Genomic DNA, 18,040 nt, shown 5'->3' on the forward strand with positions numbered 1-18,040 from the left:
CGAGAGCAGCGCACAGAGCGCACAGGCAGTTCCGGAGCAGCCCGCAGACGCTGCGCGAGAGGCAAGGAGGCGGTGCGCGAGCGGGAAGAAGACGGTGTGTGAGCGGCCCGCAGGCGGTACCGGTCGGCGGCTCCGCACCCGTCGCTCTCTCCCTCCGCTCCCCCACTTGCCTGGAGTCCACTCCAAGGCGTTGGCTGGACGGCATGAGGTACACGCAACTCGGACGTACGGGACTTGAGGTCAGCAGGCTCGTCCTGGGGACGATGAACTTCGGGCCGCAGACCAACGAGGCCGACAGTCACGCCATCATGGACGCCGCGCTCGACGCGGGAATCAACTTCTTCGACACGGCCAACGTCTACGGCTGGGGCGAGAACAAGGGCCGGACCGAGGAGATCCTCGGGACCTGGTTCGCGCAGGGCGGCGACCGGCGCGAGAAGGTCGTGCTCGCCACGAAGGTCAACGGCTACATGGGGGCCGGCGACCCCTGGCCGAACCACCACAAGCTCTCCGCCGCCAATATCCGCCGCGCGGTCGACGCGAGCCTCAAGCGGCTCCAGACCGACCACATCGACCTCTACCAGTTCCACCACGTGGACCGGAACACGCCCTTCGAGGAGATCTGGCAGGCGATCGACGTCCTGATCCAGCAGGGCAAGATCCTCTACGCGGGGTCCTCGAACTTCCCCGGCTACAAGATCGCCCAGGGCAACGAGCAGGCCGCCCGGCGCGGCATGGTCGGCCTCGTCAGCGAGCAGTGCCTGTACAACCTGGCCGAGCGCCGCGCCGAGATGGAGGTCATCCCGGCCGCGCAGGAGTACGGCCTCGGGGTCATTCCCTGGTCGCCGCTGCACGGCGGGCTGCTCGGCGGCGCGCTCAAGCGCGAGCGCGAGGGTGCGGCGAGCGGCCGGAGCGCGAGCGGCCGCAGCGCCGACGCGCTCAAGAACTCGGCCGTACGGGACCAGATCGAGCGGTACGAGGCGCTGGTCGACAAGCACGGGCTGCTCCCCGGCGACACCGCCCTCGCCTGGCTCCTCACCCGCCCCGGTGTGACGGGCCCGATCGTCGGACCGCGTACGCAGGAACAGCTCGACTCGGCGCTCCGCGCGGTGGACGTCGAACTCTCGGAAGAGGTCCTCAGCGGCCTCGACGAGATCTTCCCCGGCCCGGGCCCCTCCCCGGAGGCGTTCGCCTGGTGACGGCGGGCGTCCGGTAGCGGACGCACGCGACGGTGGCGGCGGTACGGGGCTACTGGCCCACGGCCGCCGCCACCGCCACGACGACGAACATCAGTACAAGCACACCGGCCATGATCCGGTTCCGGGTCTTCGGGTCCACGCTTCGAGCCTAACCGTCCCGCCCGGCCTGCCCTGCCAAGGGGTACGTCGCCTCCGTCACGTACTGGTTCGCGATCCCGTGCCCGCCCGGCACGCTCCGCAGGAGGTGTACGCGGTCGGCGGTCCAGGTCCGGCCGACGAAGGGGCCGAGCAGCTCCAGGTAGGGGGCGAGCAGCTCCTCGTAGGCACGTGACGACAGGCCCTTTCCAGGGCCCCCCTCCCCCGGGGCCCCCTCCCCACCCCCTCCTCCTCCCGGCCCCCGCCCAGGGACCTCCCCCCCACCCCAGGACCGACCCCCGCCCAGCGGGGGACCCCCGCCCATCGACCGACCCCCGCCCAGCAACCGACACGCGCCCAGCAACCGACACGCGCCCATCGACGGACCCCCGCGACTCCCCCCGCCCCCACGCCCCAGCGCACCCCCACACCCGGGCCCGCCGTCACGCCCCAGCGCACCCCCACACCCGGGCCCGCCGTCACGCCCCAGCGCACCCCCATCCCCGGGCCCGCCCCCACGCCCCAGCCCGCCCTCACGCCCCGGCCCACGCTCCCGGCGCCGCCCGCTCCCCCGCGCAGGTCCGCCCGCTCGCACCCGCGCCAGCGACACGTGCGGCCGGTACGCGTGCTCCGTCTCGCCGCCCAGGGAGCGCGCTGCCCGGGCGAGCGCGCGCAGGGCGCCGATGTCGCCGCGTACCCCCGTCCACAGCGTCCCGCCCGGGAAGCTGCCCGCGCCGGCGAGGGACAGCCGCAGCGGCGCGTGCGCGGCGGCCAGCGCGGTCAAGTCCTGGGCCCGTCGGCCCGGTTCGGCGTCCCCGTAGAACGCGAGCGTCACGTGCCGGCCCTCGGGGCGGGTCCAGCGCAGTTCCTCGGCGCCGGGGAGGCGGCGCAAAGGGCTCACTGTGGCGGCCAGTTCGTCGAGCACCTCGGGCGGAGGCAGGAGCGCGGCGAAGAGTCTGCTCATGCCGGGAACGATTCCACATCTCCCGGCGAGGTGCTTCCGCGCCTGTGGACAACCAGGTGGACGAGAGGACGATCCGATGAACGGCCTCGGCTGTGGACAACGCGGCGCCCGGGAAGTCCCGCCGAACGTCTCATGTTTCACAGTCTCGACGCGCGGCCCGCGTCCGGCGCCCCGCTCCCCTAACCTCGCGGACATGGACACCTCGCGAGCGCTGACGCTCAGACCCGGCAAGGCAAGCGACATCCCCGGCGTCCTGGCGCTCCTGGACGGGGCGGTGGACTGGCTGACCGCGCAGGGGCGGACGGGGCAGTGGGGCACGCGGCACTTCACCGACAGCCCGCGCACCGTCGAACGCGTCGAGGGGTACTTCGCGAAGGGTGAGCCCTGGGTGGCGGAGCTGGACGGGCGCCTCGTCGGCTCGATGACGCTGACGGACGGCCCGGGCCCGTACCTCGCCCCGGCGCCCGAGCCCGAGCGCTACCTGCACTTCCTCGTGAGCGACCGGAATCTCGCGGGGCACGGCATCGGCGCCGCGCTCGTCGCGCACGCCGTGGCCGAGGCGCGACGCGCGGGCGTCGGGCTGCTCCGCGTCGACTGCTACGCGGGCGACGACGGACGGCTCGTCGACTACTACGTGTCGTGCGGATTCCGCCGTACGGAGCGCTTCGACCAGAACGGGTGGCCGGGCCAGGTCCTCGCGATCCGCATCGACGACGCCCCGCGCGGGTAGACCGCAGCCGCCCGCGCGGCCCCCGCACCCCGCCCCAAGCCGTACCCCGCCCCGAGCCGCGCCCCGCCCCGAGCCGCCGACCCGCCCGCGAGCCGAAGGCCCCGCGCCACACCACCCGGCCCCCACCCCCACGTCACCACCCGCCCGAAGCGCCCGCCCCACCCCCACGTCACCACCCGCCCGAAGCGCCCGCCTCACCCGAAGGTCCCGCCCCGCCCCGAAGGCCCCGCCCCGCCCCTTCCCGCTTCCGTAACCTGACCCGCGTGACCGACCGCAGTCCCCGCCCGCCCCGTCGTCCCCGTCGTCTCCGCCGCGTCGCCGTCCTCGTGCTCGAAGGCGCCAAGCCGCTCGACGTCGGCATTCCCGCGCAGGTCTTCTCGACGCGCGCGAGCATGCCGTACGAGGTACGCGTGTGCGGCGCGGCGCCGGGGCTCGTGACCGGCGGGGACGGCCTCTCCTACGGTGTCGCGCACGGCCTCGAAGCGCTGGAGTGGGCCGAGACCGTCTTCCTGCCCGGCTACCGCCACCCCGACCGCGAGGACCCGCCCGCCGAGGTCGTCACGGCGCTGCGCGCGGCGCACACGCGCGGCGCCCGGCTCGCCGCGATCTCCACCGGCGCCTTCGCGCTCGCGGCGACCGGGCTGCTCGACGGGCGCCGCGCCACGACGCACTGGCACTACACGCGCGCCCTCGCCGAACGCCACCCGCGCGTCCGGGTCGACGAGAACGTCCTCTTCGTCGACGAGGGCACCGTGCTCACCTCGGCGGGCGCCGCGTCCGGCATCGACCTGTGCCTGCACATCCTGCGCCGCGACCTCGGCGTCGCCGCCTCGCACCACACCGCGCGCCGCCTCGTCGCGGCCCCGTACCGCAGCGGCGGCCAGGCGCAGTACGTGCCGCGCGCCGTTCCCGAACCGCTCGGCGAACGTTTCGCCGCGACCCGCGAGTGGGCCCTGCGCCACCTCGGCGAGCCGCTGAGCCTGGACGTACTCGCCCGGCACGCGGCCGTCTCCGCGCGCACCTTCTCGCGCCGATTCGCCGACGACACCGGGTACACGCCGATGGAGTGGGTCACGCGCGTGCGCATCGACGCGGCGCGCGCGCTCCTGGAGCGCTCGGAGCGCGGCGTCGAGCAGATCGCCGTCGAGGTGGGGCTCGGTACGGGCGCGAATCTGCGGCTGCACTTCCAGCGGGTGCTCGGCACGAGCCCGAGCGAGTACCGGCGCACGTTCTCGCGCGGCGGCGGGGGCGCGGGAGACGGGCGGGCGGACTGAGCCAGGGGCTGGCGTGATCCTTGCGGACCCTGGCGCTTCCGCCTCGGCCACCGTCCCGCGCGCGGCGCCAGTCTGGTGGTGGAAGCACGAGCCGCAGCAGGAAAGGCCACGTCATGACCCGTATCGCCATCAACGGATTCGGCCGCATCGGCCGCAATGTCCTCCGCGCCCTCGTCGAGCGCGACAGCAAGCTGGAGGTCGTCGCGATCAACGACCTCGGCGACCCGGACACGCTCGGGCGGCTGCTGCGGTACGACACGACGGCGGGGCGCTTCGGGCGGCCCGTGACCGTCGAGGGCGACACCCTCGTCGTGGACGGGCGCCGGATCAGGGTGCTCGCCGAGCGCGAGCCCGCCCGCCTTCCGTGGGCGGACCTCGACGTCGACATCGTGCTGGAGGCGACCGGTCGTTTCACCTCCGCCGAGGCCGCGCGCGCCCACATCGACGCGGGCGCCCGCAAGGTGCTCGTGGGCGCCCCGTCCGCAGGAGCGGACGTGACGCTCGCGTACGGCGTCAACACCGAGGCGTACGACCCGCAGACGCACCACATCGTCTCGAACGCCTCCTGCACGACGAACGCCCTCGCCCCGCTCGCCTCGGTCCTGCACGGACTCGCGGGCATCGAGCACGGCTTCATGACGACCGTGCACGCCTACACGCAGGAGCAGAACCTCCAGGACGGCCCGCACCGTGACGCCCGCCGTGCCCGGGCCGCCGCCGTCAACATCGTGCCGACCACGACGGGTGCGGCGAAGGCGATCGGGCTCGTCCTCCCGGCGCTCGACGGCAAGCTCTCCGGCGACTCGATCCGCGTACCTGTACCCGTCGGCTCGATCGTCGAGCTGAACACGACGGTGGCGCGCGAGGTGAGCCGTGACGAGGTGCTCGCCGCGTACCGCGAGGCCGCAGCGGGGCCGCTCGCGGGCGTTCTCGAATACGCCGACGAGCCGCTGGTCTCCGCCGACATCGTCGGCGACCCCGCCTCCTCGATCTTCGACGCGGCCCTCACCCGCGTCGACGGCAAGCACGTCAAGGTCGTGGCCTGGTACGACAACGAGTGGGGCTTCTCGAACCGCGTCGTGGACACGCTGGGGCTGCTGGCCGGCTGAGCGCACCGGCGGACGCGCCGGAACGGGCGTCTCCATGCGCATGTACGGGCGTCTCCATGCGTATGTACAGCCGTTTCATACGGCCGTACGGACGGCTGTCTTCCCGCTCGTTAGGCCGCTGCGGCGCGCTCACGCCGCAGTCGGCCGCCAGCCGCTCACGCCACTGCCGCCAGCTCCTTCGCCCGGTCGCCCCTGCGGGGGACGAAGCGCACGCGTGGGTGGCCGTGGTTCCAGCCCAGCTCCATGCGGAGGCCGCCGATACGGGCCAGGACGAGGCCCACGGCGACGGCGGCGAGCGCGGTGATCACGCCACCGGCCGCGAAGCCGATCCGGGCGCCGTAGGTGTCGGTGAGCCAGCCGAAGAGCGGCCCGCCGATGGGCGTACCGCCGGTGAAGACCATCATGTAGAGGCTCATCACGCGGCCGCGCATCTCCGGTTCGGCGGCCATCTGGACGGTCTGGTTGGCGGTCGTGTTGGACGTCAGGCCGAACATGCCGATCGGTACGAGCAGCGCCGCGAAGACCCAGTACGAGGGCACGACGGAGGCGACGATCTCCAGGACGCCGAAGGCGATGGCCGCCCCGACGAGGAGCCGCAGCCTGGTGCGCGCGCGGCGCGCGGCGAGCAGGGCCCCTGCGAGGGAGCCGACCGCCATGAGGATGTTGAAGACCGCGTACGTTCCCGCGCCCGCGTCGAAGACGTCGTCGGCGAAGGCCGAGAGCCAGACGGGGAAGTTGAAGCCGAAGGTGCCGACGAAGCCGACGAGGACGATCGGCCAGATCAGCTCGGGGCGCTTCGCGACGTAGTGCAGGCCCTCGCGGAGCTGGCCCTTGCCGCGCGGGGTGCGGTGGCTCTCGTGCAGCTCGCCGGAGCGCATGAGGAGCAGGCCGACGATCGGCGCGACGAAGGAGAGCCCGTTGAGGAGGAAGGCGTAACCGCTGCCGACCGCCGTGATGAGCGCGCCGCCGACGGCGGGGCCCACGAGGCGCGCGGACTGGAAGTTCGCCGCGTTGAGCGAGACCGCGTTGCGCATCATGCCGGGGCCGACCATCTCGGAGACGAAGGTCTGCCGGGCCGGGTTGTCGACGACCGTGACGAGGCCGAGGACGAAGGCGGTGAGATAGACGTGCCAGACCTCGACGCTGTCGCTGAGGGTCAGCACGGCGAGCGCGAGCCCGGTGAGGCCCATGACGGCCTGCGTGACGAGGAGCGTCTGCCGCTTCGGCAGCCGGTCGACGAGCACGCCGCCGTAGAGGCCGAAGAGCAGCATCGGCAGGAACTGGAGCGCGGTCGTGATGCCGACGGCGGCCGAGGACCCGGTGAGGCTGAGGACCAGCCAGTCCTGGGCGATGCGCTGCATCCAGGTGCCGATGTTGGAGACGACCTGGCCGGTGAAGAACAGCCGGTAGTTGCGGATGCGCAGCGAGCTGAACATCGAGGTCCGGTGCGGCGGCTCGGGATCGGCCGGGGGCTCGGGATCTTCGGGAGAAGCGGGACCGGCGGGGGACGTGGGACCGGCGGGAGGCGTCGGGCCGACGGGGTTCGCGTTCGTGGGGGGCTTTCCGGGCGTCGGGGGCGTCGCGGGGGTACGGGTCTCGCGCGCGGTGCGCGCGGCGGGGTGCCCGGCGGCGGGGTCTTCGTCTTCGGTGGGGCGGACCGGGAGTTCGTCCGGGTCCTCCTGCGCGGCGTCCGCCGCGAGGGCTTCGCGCTCCGCCGTACGGCGGGCGGCGTCCTCGGCGGAGCCGGGAGCGGGGCGGGCGGGGGTGTCGTGGTGGTCAGGTGCGGGGGCGGAGTCTGCTCCGGGTCCCGTACTCAAAGGGTTTCGCCTTCCTTTCGCTCACAGGTGCGCGAGCTTCTCCATCACCGGGGCGGCCGCCCGGAGCTTCTCCCACTCGTCCTCGTCGAGTTCGGCGGCGAGCTGGGCCAGCCACACGTTCCGCTTGCGGCGGCTCTCGGCGAGCATCGTCTCGGCCCGCTCGGTGGGGCTGACGACCTTCTGCCGCCTGTCCTCCGGGTGCGGTTCGAGCCGGACGAGGCCCTTCGCCTCCAGGAGCGCCACGATCCGCGTCATCGACGGCGGCTGCACGTGCTCCTTGCGCGCCAGCTCACCGGGGGTCGCGGAACCGCACCGGGCGAGGGTGCCGAGCACCGACATCTCCGTGGGGCTCAGCGACTCGTCGACGCGCTGGTGCTTGATACGGCGGGAGAGCCGCATCACGGAGGAACGGAGTGCGCTGACGGCGGCGGCGTCCTCACCCTGACTGAGGTCAAGCATGGTAGTTAGCGTAACTCATTACTCTGACTAAAGAGACTGCGTGGAGCCTGCCCCGACATGACCTGGCCCACACCCGCCCGCCACCTCCCGGACACTCGCACGCAAGACCGCACTCACCCGTACGAGTGAGTCGCGGCCGGAAAATATCGATCAGGCCCCCGCTGCGGTGATTCTGGGCGTATGGGGACCGATGTGCTCAGCCTGCGGATCGACGGCGAACTGCTCGACCGGATGCGCACGCATGCCGCGCGACGCGGCATGACCGTGCAGGACTACGTGATCAGGACGCTCGTGCGCGAGGACTTCGACGAGCGCTTCAAGACGGCGGTGGAGAAGACGGAGAAGTTCTACGGGTGAGCGGCGCGGCCCCACGGAGCGCGCCCGCCGCGCACCACCGGGGGCCCGGGGCCGGAGGCGCGTGCGCAGGGAGGCACGGCCGGGGCACAGAGCCGGGGCCGGGGCGCGGAGCCGGGGCCGGGGCACAGAGCCGGGGCCGGGGAGCACGGGGGCCAGCGGGTACGAGCAGGGACGCGCCACCCCGCGCCCACACCCTCACGCCCCGCCGCGCCTCACGCCCCGCCGCGCCTCACGCCCCGCCGCACCGCGCGCACCGCCGCCCCGCCGCCCCCGGCCGCGCCTCGCGCCCCCGCCGCGCCCCTTCACGCCCTCACGCCCCGCCGACCCACCCCCTCACGCACCACGGGGCCCGCCTTCCCGCGCCCCGCAGCGCCCGCCGCCTCACGCCCCGCAGGGCCCCGCCCCCTGCGACAGCTGCCCCGTCAAAGTCACGAGCGTCGCGAATCCCTCTTCACCGATGACGCCGACGACGCGTTCGCGCAGGGCGCGGGCCAGGTCGGAGGCGAGGTCCCCGGCGGTCTCGCGGCCGTGCGGGGTCAGGGCCGCGAAGGTGACGCGGCGGTCCTCCGGGGACGGGCGGCGTTGGATGAGGCCGAGTTCGGCCAGGCGGTCGACGACCTTCGTGGTGCCCGCGGTGGAGAAGCCGAGCAGGCGTGAGACCTGGTTCATGGGAACGGCGCCACCGGGGCGGGTGAGCAGGAACCACAGCACCTGAACCGCCGCGGGGTCGACGCGCGAGCCCCGGGCCACCTCCGCCGAGAGTCCCTCCTGCACGCCGCCGAGCCCGCGCGCGATCCCGTGCCAGCCCTCCAGGAGGGCGACGTCCGTGGCACTGGGGCAGCCCTCGCCCCCGGCCACCGCGCCCTCGGGCGGCACCGCCGCCCCCTCGGGCCGTACCGCCGCCGTACACCCGTCCCCCGGAGCGGGCATGACGCCCGCACCGCACCCGACGACCGGCTCCCGCGACGTCTCCACGTTTCTCCTCGCCCTTTCCGCCAGCCCGCCGCGCTCCGCTCCCCCCCGCGCGACCGCTTTCGACGATACCGCCGCGAGCGAATATCTTTCTGGCTACCTAATCGCTCGCTATGTGTTTAACTTTCATCAGAAGCGCGACCACTCCCCGGCCGCCCCTTCACGCCTTCGCCCTTCATCCCTCCACCCGTCCTTCCCTCCACAGAGAGCGCGAGCAGTGATATGAGCAGCAACGAGACCCCCGTCCCCGGTACCTGGCAGCTCGACGCCGGGTCCTCCACCGTGTCCCTCGGCCACAAGACCTTCTGGGGGCTGGTGACGGTGAAGGGCGAGTTCCGCGCGGTCACCGGCGGCGGCGAACTGGCGGCGGACGGTTCGGCGCGCGGCACCCTGTCGCTCGCGGCCGACTCGCTGGACACGGGGAACAAGAAGCGCGACGAGCACCTGCGCTCGGCGGACTTCTTCGACGCGGCGAACCACCCGGAGCTGCGCTTCGAGGCCCGCGAGATCCGCCCCACGGGCGGCGCCCTCGCGATCGACGGCACCCTGACCGTCCGCGGCACCACGGAGCCCCTCACCCTCACGGCCCGCCGGACCGAGACCGCCGCACGTGCGGTCCGCGTCGAGGCGGAGACGGTGATAGACCCCCGCCGTTTCGGCGTCCTGAAGGAGAAGTCCGGAATGATCAAGGGCGACACCACGGTGAGGCTGTCCCTGCGGTTCGTCTCCGCGTGAGGCCCACAGTCCCGCTCCCGGGCCGCTCCGCCCCGCCACCGTCCAGCCACTCCGGGGCCGCCTCCCGTCCGAAGGCAGGCGGAGAGTGAGGAGCCGGGCCTGGGGCGCCTGGGGGGCGGCCCGGAAAACACGTGACCCCCGGGGCGCGCACCACACGCCCCGGGGGTCACCGGCGATCCGGCCGGTTCACGTCAGTTGCAGGGCCGGCATCAGGTAGTAGAAGGCGAACACCGCCGACACGATGTACATCGCGATCGGCACCTCGCGCCAGCGGCCCACGGCGATGCGCAGCACAGTGAAGGTGATGAAGCCGATCCCGATGCCGTTCGTGATCGAGTAGGTGAACGGCATCATCACCATCGTGAGGAACGCCGGGATGGCGATCGTGAAATCGGCCCAGTCGATCTTCGTGATCGATCCCGACAGGATCAGGAAGCCGACCGCGACGAGCGCGGGCGTCGCCGCCTGCGAAGGCACCATCGTGGCGACCGGGGTCAGGAAGAGGGCCACGGCGAAGAGCGCGCCGGTGATGATGTTCGAGAAGCCGGTACGGGCGCCCTCGCCGACTCCCGCCGTGGACTCGACGAAGCAGGTCGTCGCCGAAGAGGACGAGGCGCCACCGGCCGCGACGGCGATGCCGTCGACGAAGAGGATCTTGTTCATGCCCGGCATGGAGCCGTCCTCGCGCGTGAGGTGCGCCTCGTCGCCGACGCCCATGATCGTGCCCATCGCGTCGAAGAAGCACGAGAGCAGCACGGTGAAGACGAACAGGATGCCGGTGAGGATGCCGACGTGGTGGAAGCCGCCGAAGAGGCTCACGTCACCGATCAGCCCGAAGTCCGGCGTCGAGACGGGGTTGCCGGGCCACTTCGGCTCGGTCAGGCCCCAGGAGCCCGGCTTGATGTCGGCGGCCGCGTTGATGATCACGGCGAGGATCGTCATGGCGACGATGCTGATGAGGATCGCGCCCGAGACCTTGCGGACGAGCAGGGCGACGGTGAGCAGCACGCCGAGGACGAAGACGAGCACGGGCCAGCCGTTGAGGTGACCGTCGGCGCCGAGCTGGAGCGGCACCGTGGTCTGTGCGACGTCCGGGATACGCGAGACGAAGCCCGAGTCGACGAGGCCGACCAGGAGCACGAAGAGGCCGATACCGATCGAGATGCCCTTGCGCAGCCCGTTGGGCACCGCGCTCATGACGCGTTCGCGCAACCCGGTCGCGACGAGCAGCATCACGACGAGACCGGCGAGGACCACCATGCCCATCGCGTCCGGCCACGTCATACGGGGCGCGAGCTGGAGCGCGACGACCGTGTTGACGCCGAGGCCCGCCGCGAGCGCGATCGGGACGTTGCCGATGACACCCATGAGGAGCGTCGTGAAGGCGGCGGTGACGGCCGTCGCGGTGACGAGCTGCGCGTTGTCGAGATGGTGACCGTTCATGTCCTTGGCGCTGCCAAGAATGATCGGGTTCAGCACGACGATGTACGCCATCGCGAAGAAGGTGGCGAAGCCGCCCCTGATCTCCCGGCCGAAGTTCGAGCCGCGCTCGGAGATCTTGAAGAAACGGTCCACGGCGTTCCGGGGCGGGGTGCCGGACGGGCCGCCGGACCCGGAGGTGTCGGCGAGAGCCGAGGTGGGCATGACAGGAACCTCTGGTCAGGAGAGCGAAGGCAACGGGGACGACGGGTGAGGTCGCGTGAGCTTCCGGTCGCTCTCCGTCGAGCAATTCGGTCGCTTTGTCGATTCTTACGAAAGAACTCAGCCACACCCGAGCGGGTTCAGTATGAAGACATGAACGCGAAATAGCTATCTCCGCGCGTAGAACGCAAGTCGGGCGGAGACGGCGTGTCGCGTGGATCAAGCGGTGACCTCGGGCTATGGGCGCAGCGGAGTCGGCCCGGAACCGGGCGCGTCCGCCGCGTAAGCTGGCCGCATGGAGAAGTGGACGCCGCGGCACGAGGCACCGGAACCGCTCGAAGGCCCCGTCGTGGCCACGATCGCGACCGGCACGGGGATCTGGTTCCTGCTCTTCCTCGTGCAGCTCCCGTTCTACGGATGGTTCGACGACCACGGCCACCTGTGGTGGCTGTGGACCTGCGCGGCGGGGGCCGGTCTCGGCCTCTTCGGTACGTGGTACGTGCGCCGCCGCGACCAGGCGATCAAGCGCCACGCGGCGCAGCGGGCGACGGCGGAACCGGGGGCCTGAGCCGGGCGCCCGAGCCGGGAGTCACGCCGGAAGGCGAGCCGGGAGCCCGCATGCGCGCGGGACGCCCGCCGTTCCCCGCACGGCCGCACACGCACCGCCGCCCCCGCGCCGTCGCACCCCCGCATCGCCGCCCCGCGCCGTCGCACCCCCGCGCGGTCGCACCCCCGCATCGCCGCCCCGCGCCGTCCGCCGACGGCTCTCAGGGTTCGCGGGTGAAGTGCTTCCGTGCGACCGCCACGTTGTACTTGCGGAACATCTCGCCGAGGAGGCGCAGGTCCTCCTCGTCCCAGCCGTCCAGGAGGTCCGCGAAGCCCTCGCGGCGGCGTTCGCGCACCTGCGCGGCCAGGCGGAGGCCCGCCCGCGTGGGTGTGATGAGGCTGCGGCGGCGGTCGGCCGGGTCGGGGGTCGTGGTGGCGAAGCCCTTGCGGCGCAGTGCGGCGACCTGCCGGCCCGCCGTCGAGGGGTTGAGGCCGAGCATCGTGGCGAGCGCGTTGATGTCCGGGGGTTCGGGCGCGGCGCCGAGCGTGCGGAGCATGAGGTATTCGGAGCGGTCCATCTCGGTGTGCGTCTCCGACCTGCGGTGGAGCAGTTCGAAGTTGCGGTTCAGGAAGGCTGCCTGCCGCTCGATGCGGTCGATGAGGTCCGCGCGGGGCGGCTCGGCCCCGTCCGGCTGTGGCTCGGCGGTCATCCTGCGCGCACTCCCCGTGAGGAATATCGGTACGATACTTGTTATTATATGTAACGTACAGGCTCCGGACGCCTTGCCTCCGCGACCCGCCCGGGGCTCCCTTCCCCGAGCGACAAGGACCAGATGGCAGAGGGCATACGTTCCGAAGCACCGCACGCCGACCCCACGGCGCCGCACCCCGCGACCTCCCCCACCGCGGCACCCCCTTCCGGCGCACCGCGCCGGAAGGCGGCCCGCACGCAGGCCGCCCCCGCACCGGCCGCCCGTACGTGGGCACCCCGTACCACCGCACCGCACGCCGCCGCACCCCGAGCGTCCGCGCTCCGCGCCGCCGTCCACGGCATCCGTGATTTCCACCTCGGCTCGGACCCCGGCCTCGGACGCCTGCGGACCGCCCTCATCGCGGGCCTCGCGATGGCCGGTGCCCTCGGGATCGAGTACCTCTACGCCAGGCTCGACGGTGCCGCGCCGCAGGACATGATCGTTTACATGATCATCGGCACGGTCGTGGCGATGCTGGGCTCGAACGCGCTCGCCGGGCCCTCGCCCGTGGCGAACCTGCGGATCGCCGTGTTCTTCCCCGTCGCGCTCTTCGCGGGGCTCCTGCCGGGCATCGCCGTCGCCGAGCACGACGTACCGATGCTGGCCGGTTTCGTCCTCGTGATGTTCGCCGCCGTGTACGTGCGCCGCTTCGGTCTCGCCTACTTCTTCTACGGCTTCATGGGCTGGATGGGCTACTTCTTCGCCGCCTTCCTCCACCCTCAGCTGTCCCAGCTCCCCGGGCTGCTCGTCGCCGTGCTCCTCGCCACCGTCTGGGTCACGGCCCTGTGCCTCGCCCTGCTGCGCAACCGCGCGGGCAACGCGCTGCGCCACGCGCGCGCCGCCTTCGGCGCCAGGGCACGCGCCGTCTCCCGTACCGCCGCCGCGCTGCTCGCCGCCGAGTCGCCGCGCCGCCGCGAGCGCCTGCGCCGCGAACTGCACAGCCGCCAGCTCGGTCTCGCCGAGACCGCGCTCCTCATCGAGGGCTGGTCCACCGAGCCGGGCGCGCTGCCCGAGGGCTGGTCGGCGCGCGCGCTGCGCCGCCGCCTCCTGGAGGCGCAGCTCGCCATCGAGGCCGTCGCCCAGGCCGCCGACACGCTCGCGCGGCAGCCGTACGAGCCCGAGGGGCCGCGCGCCGCCGCGCACGCCATCGCCCAGGCGCTCGGCCGCCACCGCTACGCGCAGGCGGGGCGGCTCGCCACGACGCTCCTGGAGTCGCGCCGCTCCGAGGGCTTCGTACGGGGCGCGTTGCCCGCCGCGCGGCAGCTCGCCGCTGCCGCGGCGACGTACACGGGGCTCGTCGGCCGTGTGCCCGCGCCCGGTACGGCGGGCCCCGCCGACACCGGCTTCGAACCGGCCGTCGCGCTGAGCCTCGGCAATCTGCCGGGCTCGCCCGCCGTCGCCAAGGACGTGCACGCGCGCGGGCGTGGCTGGAATCCACTGCGCAGCGTGCGGCTCTCGACGCGGCAGGCCTTCCAGGCCGCGATCGCGGGAGGGCTCGCGATCATCGTCGGCAAGGCGATCTCCGAGCAGCGGTACTACTGGGCCGTCATCGCCGCCTTTGTCGCCTTCACCGGGACGGCGACGCGCTCCGAGACCGTCATCAAGGCGGGTCACCGCGTCCTCGGCACGCTGCTCGGCATCATCGCGGGCATCGGCCTCGCGCACCTCACCACCGGGCACAGCCTGCTCGCGCTGACGCTCATCGTCGTGAGCATGAGCGTCGGCTTCTACCTGGTGAAGGTCTCGTACGCGTACATGATCTTCTTCGTCACGATCATGGTGGCGCAGATGTACACACTGCTCCACGAGTTCTCCGCGGAGCTGTTGCTGTTGCGGCTTGAGGAGACGGCCGCCGGGGCGCTCGTCGGCATCGTCGTCAGCCTCGTGTTCCTGCCGACCGGCACCCGCGACACCGTGAACTCGGCGCGGGCGGAACTCTTCGGGGCGCTCACCGAGCTGCTCGAAGGGGTGGCGCTGCGCTTCGAAGGGGCGGCCGTCGAGGAGGCCGACCCGGACGCGCTCGCCCGCGAGGTGGACCACAGGCTGCGCGCCCTCGCGCTCGTCGCGCGCCCCCTGACGCGGCCGCTGGTCTGGCGCAACAACCCCTCGTACCTGCGCGAACGCCTGCGCGTCTACGCGGCGGCGGCGCGCAGGGCCCGCGTCCTCGTGCCCCTCGCGAGCGCCGCGACGAGCACGGAGACCCCGACCCCGCTGCGCGCCCACCTCGCGACGGCGGCCCGCGCCCTCGCCGCGGCGACGCGCGACCTCACGACGCACCCGGACCGCGCACTCGTCGCGACGGACGAGGTCCGCACCGCTCTGGCAGCGGCCCGCGCCTCCCTCGCGGCCGCCGAGGAAGCGGCCCGCACCGAGAGCACCCGCCCCCCGCGCGCCCTCCTCCCCCTCCACCACCTGTGCGACCTCCTCGACGACCTGTCGACGGCCCCGGCACTGCGCCGGGGCGGACCGGGGGTGGTGACGACGGTGCGGGGGGCGGTGAGCGCGGCGCGGACGGACGGCGTCGACGCGCTCGACCTGACGGAGCGGCAGGGCTGAGGGAGTCCGGCAGGGCCCGAGCGGGATCGGCGGGCCCAGCCGCCCGCCCGCTCGGCCCGGGCCACTCGGCCCTCCTTTCCCCGGAGGCATGCCCGTACCGCCGTCCGGGTCCCCCTCAGGCCCTACTGCGGAAGATGGACCCGTGCGCCGAGCGCCTCCGCCCTCAGGTGGAAATCTTGCGCGGTACGCAGGTTTTCACCCTTCTCGACAGGTGGTGGGGCTGATCAGCGCATACGGTCGGTTGCATGACGGATGGGGTGAAGGCCGACGAGGGGCCTGGGGGCGGGGTGGGGGCCGGGGGCGGGGTCGCTGCCGGGCTCAGTGCCGCCGAGGTCGCGGAGCGGGTCGGGCGGGGGGAGGTCAATGACGTTCCCGTGCGCAGTTCGCGGTCGCTCACGGAGATCGTGCGGGCGAACGTCTTCACGCGCTTCAACGCGATCATCGGGGTGCTGTGGCTGATCATGCTGGCCGTGGCGCCCTTTCAGGACAGCCTCTTCGGGTACGTGATCGTCGCGAACACCGCGATCGGGATCTTCCAGGAGTGGCGCGCCAAGCGGACGCTCGACTCGCTCGCGGTGATCAGCGAGGCGAAGCCGACCGTGCGCAGGGACGGGCGGTCCCGGGAGATCTCGGCGAGTGAGCTGGTGCTCGGGGATCTCGTCGAGATCGGGCCGGGGGACAAGATCCCGGTCGACGGGGAGGTCGCGGAGGCCGAGAGCCTGGAGATCGACGAATCGCTGCTGACGGGCGAGGCCGATCCCGTCGTCAAGCACCCGGGCGACCCGGTGATGTCGGGGAGCTTCGTCGTCGCGGGCGGCGGGGCCTTCACCGCGACGAAGGTGGGACGCGAGGCGTACGCGGCGCGGCTCGCCGAGGAGGCCTCGCGGTTCACGCTCGTCAGCTCCGAGCTGCGCTCCGGTATCTCCACCATCCTGAAGTACGTCACGTGGGCGATGGTGCCGGCGGCGATCGGTCTCGTCGTCAGCCAGCTCGTCGTCAAGGAGAACAGCTTCAAGGACGCCGTGGCCCGCACGGTCGGCGGCATCGTGCCGATGGTCCCCGAGGGCCTCGTGCTGCTCACGTCGGTCGCTTTCGCGATCGGTGTGATCCGGCTCGGGCGCAAGCAGTGCCTCGTGCAGGAGCTGCCCGCGATCGAGGGGCTCGCGCGCGTCGACACGGTGTGCCTCGACAAGACGGGGACGCTCACCGAGGGCGGGATGGACGTCTCCCGGCTCACCCCGCTCGGCACGTACGACGAGGAGCGGGCCGCGACCGTGCTCGGCGCGCTCGGCGCCTCCGACCCGCGGCCCAACGCGAGTCTCCAGGCCGTCATCGACGCGTACCCCGACACGAGCGGCTGGCGGGTCGAGCAGGCGCAGCCCTTCTCCTCGGCGCGCAAGTACTCGGGCGCGGTCTTCGCCGGGCACGGCGGCTGGCTGCTCGGCGCCCCCGACGTCCTGCTGCCCGCCGGGCACCCGGCGCTCGCGGAGACCGAGGAGCTGAACCGGCAGGGGCTGCGCGTGCTGCTCCTCGCCAAGGCGCGCGAAGGCGCCGCGCCCGACGCGCAGGGGGCCGCCGACGGGGCCGATCCCGCGGCGCTCGTCGTCCTGGAGCAGCGGCTGCGCCCGGACGCGGCCGAGACACTCAGGTACTTCGAGGAGCAGCACGTCGCCGCGAAGGTCATCTCGGGGGACAACGCGGTCGCTGTCGGCGCGGTCGCGGCGAAGCTCGGGCTGCCCGGCGCGGACAGCGCGGTGGACGCGCGCGAGCTGCCGAAGGACCCCGCGGAGCTGGCCTCGGCGATCGAGGAGCACACCGTCTTCGGGCGGGTGACACCGCAGCAGAAGCGCGAGATGGTCGCCGCGCTCCAGTCGCGCGGGCACACGGTCGCGATGACGGGCGACGGTGTCAACGACGTCCTCGCGCTCAAGGACGCGGAGATCGGCGTCTCGATGGGCTCGGGCTCGGAGGCGACGCGCGCGGTCGCGCAGATCGTGCTGCTCAACAACAGCTTCGCGACGCTTCCCTCGGTCGTCGCCGAGGGCCGCCGTGTCATCGGCAACATCACGCGGGTCGCGACGCTCTTCCTCATCAAGACGGTCTACTCGGTGCTGCTCGCGATCCTCGTGGTCTGCTCGCAGGTCGAGTACCCCTTCCTGCCCCGCCACCTGACGCTCCTGTCGACACTGACGATCGGCGTCCCGGCCTTCTTCCTCGCGCTCGCGCCGAACAAGGAGCGGGCCCGGCCCCACTTCGTGCGGCGCGTCATGCGGTACGCGATCCCCTGCGGTGTCGTCGCGGGCGCCGCGACGTTCCTCGCGTACCTCATCGCCCGGGCGCACTACTCGGGGCACGGGGCGCTCGACGCGGAGACGAGCGTCGCGACGCTGACGCTCTTCCTCATCTCGCTGTGGGTCCTCGCGATCGTCGCCCGCCCGTACACGTGGTGGCGGATTCTGCTCGTCGTGGCGATGGGGCTCGGCTTCCTGCTGGTGCTCACGGTGCCGTGGTTGCAGAAGTTCTTCGCGCTCAAGCTCGTCGGGACGACGATGCCGTGGACGGGCGTGCTGATCGCGGTGATCGCCTCGGTGGTCTTGGAGTTCGTGTGGCGCTGGGCGGGCCGCCGCTTCCCGAGCGAACCGGCGGCGCAGACCCCGGCGCGGAAGCGGAAGCTGGCGCGGCGCGGCGGGGCGACGCGGGCGGGGTCGCGGAAGGCGGGGAGGGCGGAGGAGGCGCGGAAGGCGGGGAAGGACGCGTAGGCGCGGGGTACGGGTTCCGTACGGCCGGTGCGGGA

Annotated in this window: 15 protein-coding genes; 9 read left to right on the top strand and 6 right to left on the bottom strand. The window is 72.9% G+C overall.

Going from position 1 to position 18,040, the window contains the following annotated elements; translation table 11 throughout:
* The first annotated feature begins 203 nt into the window (after window positions 1-203).
* A complete protein-coding gene (locus ACQYWQ_RS12790) occupies window positions 204-1,199 on the top strand; it encodes an aldo/keto reductase (protein ID WP_431034585.1) in 996 nt (331 codons plus the stop codon).
* Window positions 1,200-1,347: 148 nt separating this feature from the next.
* Here ACQYWQ_RS12790 and ACQYWQ_RS12795 read toward each other — a convergent pair whose 3' ends face one another.
* Window positions 1,348-2,541, bottom strand: coding sequence for a 2'-5' RNA ligase family protein (locus ACQYWQ_RS12795; RefSeq protein WP_431034586.1), 1,194 nt, complete (start codon window positions 2,539-2,541; stop codon window positions 1,348-1,350).
* On the opposite strand from ACQYWQ_RS12795, the gene ACQYWQ_RS12800 reads away from it, so the two are divergent.
* From ACQYWQ_RS12800 to gap, 3 genes are all read left to right on the top strand, one after another.
* Entirely contained in the window at window positions 2,492-3,028 is a 537-nt protein-coding gene (locus ACQYWQ_RS12800) for a GNAT family N-acetyltransferase (protein ID WP_431034588.1), read from the top strand. The two genes, ACQYWQ_RS12795 and ACQYWQ_RS12800, sit on opposite strands and share 50 nt — an antisense overlap.
* A 263-nt stretch (window positions 3,029-3,291) precedes the next feature.
* Window positions 3,292-4,302, top strand: coding sequence for a GlxA family transcriptional regulator (locus ACQYWQ_RS12805; protein ID WP_431034589.1), 1,011 nt, complete (start codon window positions 3,292-3,294; stop codon window positions 4,300-4,302).
* 113 nt (window positions 4,303-4,415) lie between these two features.
* Window positions 4,416-5,411 (top strand): type I glyceraldehyde-3-phosphate dehydrogenase, encoded by a 996-nt coding sequence (gene gap / locus ACQYWQ_RS12810; protein WP_431034590.1) that lies wholly within the window; start codon window positions 4,416-4,418, stop codon window positions 5,409-5,411.
* A gap of 155 nt (window positions 5,412-5,566) precedes the next feature.
* On the opposite strand, the gene ACQYWQ_RS12815 is transcribed toward gap, so the two are convergent.
* Window positions 5,567-7,228: an MFS transporter gene (locus tag ACQYWQ_RS12815; RefSeq protein ID WP_431034592.1), complete on the bottom strand. Its 1,662-nt coding sequence runs from the start codon at window positions 7,226-7,228 to the stop codon at window positions 5,567-5,569.
* 21 nt (window positions 7,229-7,249) lie between these two features.
* Window positions 7,250-7,687 carry a MarR family winged helix-turn-helix transcriptional regulator gene (locus tag ACQYWQ_RS12820; RefSeq protein ID WP_431034593.1) on the bottom strand — a complete coding sequence of 146 codons (438 nt, stop codon included), beginning with the start codon at window positions 7,685-7,687 and terminating at the stop codon, window positions 7,250-7,252.
* Between the two features lie 180 nt (window positions 7,688-7,867).
* On the opposite strand from ACQYWQ_RS12820, the gene ACQYWQ_RS12825 reads away from it, so the two are divergent.
* The gene (locus ACQYWQ_RS12825; RefSeq protein ID WP_431034594.1) at window positions 7,868-8,044 is read left to right on the top strand and encodes a ribbon-helix-helix protein, CopG family; all 177 of its coding nucleotides are present in this window, start codon (window positions 7,868-7,870) and stop codon (window positions 8,042-8,044) included.
* Between the two features lie 381 nt (window positions 8,045-8,425).
* Here ACQYWQ_RS12825 and ACQYWQ_RS12830 read toward each other — a convergent pair whose 3' ends face one another.
* Window positions 8,426-9,019: a MarR family winged helix-turn-helix transcriptional regulator gene (locus ACQYWQ_RS12830; protein ID WP_431034595.1), complete on the bottom strand. Its 594-nt coding sequence runs from the start codon at window positions 9,017-9,019 to the stop codon at window positions 8,426-8,428.
* A gap of 219 nt (window positions 9,020-9,238) precedes the next feature.
* Here ACQYWQ_RS12830 and ACQYWQ_RS12835 point away from each other — a divergent pair, with 219 nt between their 5' ends.
* The gene (locus ACQYWQ_RS12835; protein WP_431034596.1) at window positions 9,239-9,751 is read left to right on the top strand and encodes a YceI family protein; all 513 of its coding nucleotides are present in this window, start codon (window positions 9,239-9,241) and stop codon (window positions 9,749-9,751) included.
* 186 nt (window positions 9,752-9,937) lie between these two features.
* On the opposite strand, the gene ACQYWQ_RS12840 is transcribed toward ACQYWQ_RS12835, so the two are convergent.
* Window positions 9,938-11,395, bottom strand: coding sequence for an NCS2 family permease (locus tag ACQYWQ_RS12840; RefSeq protein WP_431034597.1), 1,458 nt, complete (start codon window positions 11,393-11,395; stop codon window positions 9,938-9,940).
* A gap of 292 nt (window positions 11,396-11,687) precedes the next feature.
* Between ACQYWQ_RS12840 and ACQYWQ_RS12845 the strand changes: the two genes are divergently transcribed.
* The gene (locus ACQYWQ_RS12845) at window positions 11,688-11,960 is read left to right on the top strand and encodes a DUF2530 domain-containing protein (RefSeq protein ID WP_431034598.1); all 273 of its coding nucleotides are present in this window, start codon (window positions 11,688-11,690) and stop codon (window positions 11,958-11,960) included.
* 199 nt (window positions 11,961-12,159) lie between these two features.
* Here the strand turns inward: ACQYWQ_RS12845 and ACQYWQ_RS12850 are convergent, their stop codons facing one another.
* Window positions 12,160-12,648 (bottom strand): MarR family winged helix-turn-helix transcriptional regulator, encoded by a 489-nt coding sequence (locus ACQYWQ_RS12850; RefSeq protein WP_431034600.1) that lies wholly within the window; start codon window positions 12,646-12,648, stop codon window positions 12,160-12,162.
* Window positions 12,649-12,771: 123 nt separating this feature from the next.
* On the opposite strand from ACQYWQ_RS12850, the gene ACQYWQ_RS12855 reads away from it, so the two are divergent.
* Entirely contained in the window at window positions 12,772-15,246 is a 2,475-nt protein-coding gene (locus ACQYWQ_RS12855) for an FUSC family protein (protein ID WP_431034601.1), read from the top strand.
* A 245-nt stretch (window positions 15,247-15,491) separates the two neighbouring features.
* Window positions 15,492-18,005 (top strand): cation-translocating P-type ATPase, encoded by a 2,514-nt coding sequence (locus ACQYWQ_RS12860; protein WP_431034603.1) that lies wholly within the window; start codon window positions 15,492-15,494, stop codon window positions 18,003-18,005.
* Window positions 18,006-18,040: the final 35 nt, after the last annotated feature.

This window comes from Streptomyces sp. P6-2-1 (assembly GCF_050613165.1).
Taxonomy (GTDB): domain Bacteria; phylum Actinomycetota; class Actinomycetes; order Streptomycetales; family Streptomycetaceae; genus Streptomyces.

Excerpts from the sequence above, each read along its gene's own strand:
- ACQYWQ_RS12820 (WP_431034593.1), bottom strand. The coding sequence starts at position 7,687 with ATGCTTGACCTCAGTCAGGGTGAGGACGCCGCCGCCGTCAGCGCACTC.
- ACQYWQ_RS12860 (WP_431034603.1), top strand. The coding sequence starts at position 15,492 with ATGACGGATGGGGTGAAGGCCGACGAGGGGCCTGGGGGCGGGGTGGGG.
- ACQYWQ_RS12800 (WP_431034588.1), top strand. The coding sequence starts at position 2,492 with ATGGACACCTCGCGAGCGCTGACGCTCAGACCCGGCAAGGCAAGCGAC.
- ACQYWQ_RS12840 (WP_431034597.1), bottom strand. The coding sequence starts at position 11,395 with ATGCCCACCTCGGCTCTCGCCGACACCTCCGGGTCCGGCGGCCCGTCC.
- ACQYWQ_RS12855 (WP_431034601.1), top strand. The coding sequence starts at position 12,772 with ATGGCAGAGGGCATACGTTCCGAAGCACCGCACGCCGACCCCACGGCG.
- gap (WP_431034590.1), top strand. The coding sequence starts at position 4,416 with ATGACCCGTATCGCCATCAACGGATTCGGCCGCATCGGCCGCAATGTC.
- ACQYWQ_RS12790 (WP_431034585.1), top strand. The coding sequence starts at position 204 with ATGAGGTACACGCAACTCGGACGTACGGGACTTGAGGTCAGCAGGCTC.
- ACQYWQ_RS12825 (WP_431034594.1), top strand. The coding sequence starts at position 7,868 with ATGGGGACCGATGTGCTCAGCCTGCGGATCGACGGCGAACTGCTCGAC.
- ACQYWQ_RS12795 (WP_431034586.1), bottom strand. The coding sequence starts at position 2,541 with ATGTCGCTTGCCTTGCCGGGTCTGAGCGTCAGCGCTCGCGAGGTGTCC.
- ACQYWQ_RS12845 (WP_431034598.1), top strand. The coding sequence starts at position 11,688 with ATGGAGAAGTGGACGCCGCGGCACGAGGCACCGGAACCGCTCGAAGGC.
- ACQYWQ_RS12835 (WP_431034596.1), top strand. The coding sequence starts at position 9,239 with ATGAGCAGCAACGAGACCCCCGTCCCCGGTACCTGGCAGCTCGACGCC.
- ACQYWQ_RS12850 (WP_431034600.1), bottom strand. The coding sequence starts at position 12,648 with ATGACCGCCGAGCCACAGCCGGACGGGGCCGAGCCGCCCCGCGCGGAC.